At 70.7% G+C, this 3636-nt stretch carries 2 protein-coding genes and 1 pseudogene; all 3 read left to right on the top strand.

The window, feature by feature from the left end; genetic code table 11:
• Nucleotides 1–148: pseudogene (locus tag R6V09_RS48645) on the top strand (SHOCT domain-containing protein); the annotation flags it as partial.
• The gene (locus R6V09_RS48640; protein WP_317887853.1) at nt 145–897 is read left to right on the top strand and encodes an ABC transporter ATP-binding protein; all 753 of its coding nucleotides are present in this window, start codon (nt 145–147) and stop codon (nt 895–897) included. The pseudogene R6V09_RS48645 and the gene R6V09_RS48640, both read left to right, overlap by 4 nt.
• Nucleotides 894–3455: an ABC transporter permease gene (locus R6V09_RS48635; RefSeq protein WP_317887852.1), complete on the top strand. Its 2562-nt coding sequence runs from the start codon at nt 894–896 to the stop codon at nt 3453–3455. The genes R6V09_RS48640 and R6V09_RS48635 overlap by 4 nt, the downstream gene beginning before the upstream one ends.
• Nucleotides 3456–3636: the final 181 nt, after the last annotated feature.

Raw genomic sequence — 3636 nt, 5'->3', positions numbered from 1 at the left:
CGCCCCCCGCCCCACCGGCGACTCCCCGCTCGCCGTCCTCGGCCGCCGCTTCGCCACCGGCGACATCGACGAGGACGAGTACTGGCGCCGGCTGTCCGTCCTGGACGAGCAGTTCGGCCGTACCGGCAAGGGCGGCGGCCAGGCATGACCACCGCGACCACCACCCGCACGGCCGCGCGGGTCGTCGACGCCGTCAAGGTGTACGGCGTCGGCGACACCGCCGTTCGCGCCCTGGACGGGGTGAGCGTCGACTTCCCGGCCGGCCGCTTCACCGCGATCATGGGCCCCTCCGGCTCCGGCAAATCCACCCTGATGCACTGCGCCGCCGGACTCGACACACTCACCTCCGGAGCCGCGTACATCGGCGACACGCAACTCGGCGCGCTCGACGACCGTCGCCTCACCCTCCTCCGCCGAGACCGCGTCGGCTTCGTCTTCCAGGCCTTCAACCTGATCCCGACCCTGACCGTCGCCGAGAACATCACCCTCCCCCTCGACCTCTCCGGAGCCGGCGGCGACCGCGACTGGATCGACGAGCTCATCGACGTCGTCGGCCTCCGCGACCGCCTCCACCACCGCCCCTCGGAACTCTCCGGCGGCCAGCAGCAACGCGTCGCCGTGGCAAGGGCGTTCGCGGGCCGCCCCGAGGTCGTCTTCGCCGACGAGCCGACCGGCAACCTCGACTCCCGCTCCGGCGGCGAGGTCCTCGGCCTGCTCCGCCGCGCCGTACGTCAGACGGACCGCACGGTCGTGATGGTGACCCACGACCCGGTCGCCGCCGCCCACGCCGACGAGGTCGTCTTCCTCGCCGACGGACGCCTGGTGGACCGCATGGAATCCCCCACGGCCGACAAGGTCCTGGACCGCCTGAAAGCCTTCGAGGATGTGAGGTCATGAACGCGTCCCTACGCCTGAGCATGTCCTCCCTGCGGGCCCACAAAAGGCGCTTCGCCGGTACGTTCCTCGCCGTGTTCCTGGGCGTCGCCTTCCTCGCAGGGACCCTCGTCATGGGCGACACCCTGCGCGCCAGCTTCGACACCATGTTCGGCGACGCGACCAGCGGCACGGACGCCGTGGTCCGCAGCGCGGACGCCATCACGACCCCCGGCGAGAGCCAGGGCGTACGGCAACCGGTGAGCACGTCCCTGGCAAAGACCATCACCCACGTACCCGGCGTCGCGGCAGCCGCCCCCAGCATCCAGGGCGCGGGCCAACTGGTCGGCGCCAACGGCGAACCGATCGGCGGCAAGGGTCCGCCCACTCTCGCCGGCAACTGGATCACCGACCCGAAACTCAACCCGTACCGCCTCGCCGAGGGCCGTACTCCCACCGCCCCCGGCGAGGTCGTCGTCAACCGGGGTGCCGCCGACAAGGGCCACCTGAAGATCGGTGACACGACAACGCTGCGCACACCGGACCCCGTCAAGGTGACGATCGTAGGCCTCGCGACCTTCGGCGGCGAGGACGGCATGGCACAGGTGACGTTCACCGGGATGACCCAGGCCGACGCCGAGAAGTACCTCACCGCCAAGCCCGGCGAGGCATCGAGCATCAGCGTGCGCGCGGGCCCCGGCATCAGCCAGCAACAACTGGTCGACCGCGTGACCCCCCTGCTCCCCAAGGGAGTTGAGGCGATCACGGGACAACAGTCGGCACAGGAGAACACGGACATGGTCTCCTCTCAATTCCTGACGATCTTCACCACGTTCCTCCTGGTCTTCTCGGGCATCGCCCTGCTGGTCGCGACCTTCTCCATCCACAACACCTTCGCCATCGTCATCGCCCAACGCACCCGCGAGAACGCCCTGTTGCGGGCCCTCGGCGCCTCCCGCCGCCAGGTCACCGCGGCCACCGTCACGGAGGCGAGCGCCGTAGCAGTGGCCGCGTCGGCAGCCGGCCTCGCGGGCGGCATCGGCATCGCGGCCGGACTGAAAGCACTGTTCCCGGCGATCGGATTCCCGTTCCCCGAGGGCGACTTGGTGATCCGCACACTCTCCCTGACCCTGCCGCTCGCCGTAGGAGTCGTCGTCTGCCTGGCCTCCGCCCTCATGCCGGCCATCCGCGCGGGCCGCACCGCCCCCCTGGCCGCACTCCGCGAGACGGCAGTGGACCAGTCAGGCACCTCCCGCGCCCGCGCGCTCACCGGAATGATCCTGGCCACCCTCGCGCTCACCGTGACACTCACCGGCGTGCTGGCCTCACCGTCCTTGATACTGGCGGGACTTGGGTCGGTGCTGGCCCTGCTCGCCTTCGTGGTCCTCGGCCCGGTCGCCTCCGCCACGGCAGTACGCGTCCTGGGCAGCCCCTTGGACCGACTGCGTGGCATCACCGGCGGCCTCGCCAGGCGCAACGCCCTGCGCAACCCCCGCCGCACGGCCGCCACCGCGAGCGCGCTGATGATCGGCGTGGCAGTGGTGTCGCTGTTCACCGTCTTCGGCGCCTCGTTGAAGGCCACGATGGACCAGACCGTGTCCCGGTCCTTCGCCGGTGACGTGGCCGTCAGCACCCCCTCCTTCGGCGCGGGCGGCAGCGGCCTGAGCCCTCGACTGGCCGGAGCCATCGGAAGGTTGCCCGAAGTGGACACCGCGGTGGGCCTCGGCAAAGGGGTGGCCGAAGTCAACGGCAAGGGAAGGGCGTTGACGGTGACGGACCCCACCGCCCTGGCCCGCACCTTCGACCTGGGAAAGCTCCAGGGCTCCCTGAGCACCCTGGGCACCGACGGCATCGCCATCACGCGCACAGAAGCGGACCGCCAACACCTGACCACCGGCAGCAGGGCCCAACTCACCTTCACCGACGGCAAGAAGGAGACCTTCACGGTCCGCGCGGTCTACGGACAGTCCGAACTCGCCGGCGACTACGTCATCACCCGAGCCGCCTGGGCCCCACACCGCACCCAGGACTCCGACACACTGGTCGCAGTGTCCTTCAAGCAGGGCGTGAGTACGACGACGGGCAAGGCCTCAGTCGAGAAGATCGCCGACCGCTACGGCGCCCCGCAAGTCCAGACCCGCCACGAATACGCCCAGTCCTCGGCCGGAGGCATCGACATGATGCTGACCCTGGTCTACGCCCTCCTCGCCCTGGCGGTCCTGATCGCCCTCCTGGGCATCGCCAACACACTGACCCTGGCGATCCACGAACGCACCCGCGAACTGGGCCTGTTGAGGGCCGTAGGCCAGACCCGCCCCCAACTCCGGGCCATGGTCCGCTGGGAGTCGGTCCTGGTGGCCGCCTTCGGCACGGTAGGAGGCCTCACCCTCGGCGCCTTCCTGGGCTGGGTCCTGGTCAAGGCCTCGGACGGCGCAAGCGACAGCACCTTCGCCTTCGCGGCACCACCCCTGCAACTCCTCCTAGTGACACTGGTAGGCCTGACAGCAGGGGCACTCGCAGGCCTCCGCCCAGCCCGCCGAGCCGCACACCTCGACCTACTCCGAGCCATCGCCTCGGAGTAACCCAGGGCAAGGGCCCACCAAGCCGGCCTGTCCCCACGCGTCGGCCGAGAGGGAGCCGTAGGGGCGCGCCGGTGTCGAGAGCCCCAGCGCGCGGAGGCGCGCAGCGCCGAGCACGGTGGGGCTCTCGACACCGGCTTCAGGCGCCCCGAAGGCGACCGAACCAAAGGAGGTGCGCGCGGCG

The sequence above is a fragment of the Streptomyces sp. W16 genome, from assembly GCF_033194735.1.
Lineage (GTDB): Bacteria > Actinomycetota > Actinomycetes > Streptomycetales > Streptomycetaceae > Streptomyces.
The sequence above is the reverse complement of the archived record's forward strand: the minus strand, read 5'-3'. Positions and strand labels throughout refer to the sequence as shown.

What these genes read in the sequence shown, in the direction of transcription:
- R6V09_RS48635 (WP_317887852.1), top strand. Translation starts at nt 894, where the DNA reads ATGAACGCGTCCCTACGCCTGAGCATGTCCTCCCTGCGGGCCCACAAA.
- R6V09_RS48640 (WP_317887853.1), top strand. Translation starts at nt 145, where the DNA reads ATGACCACCGCGACCACCACCCGCACGGCCGCGCGGGTCGTCGACGCC.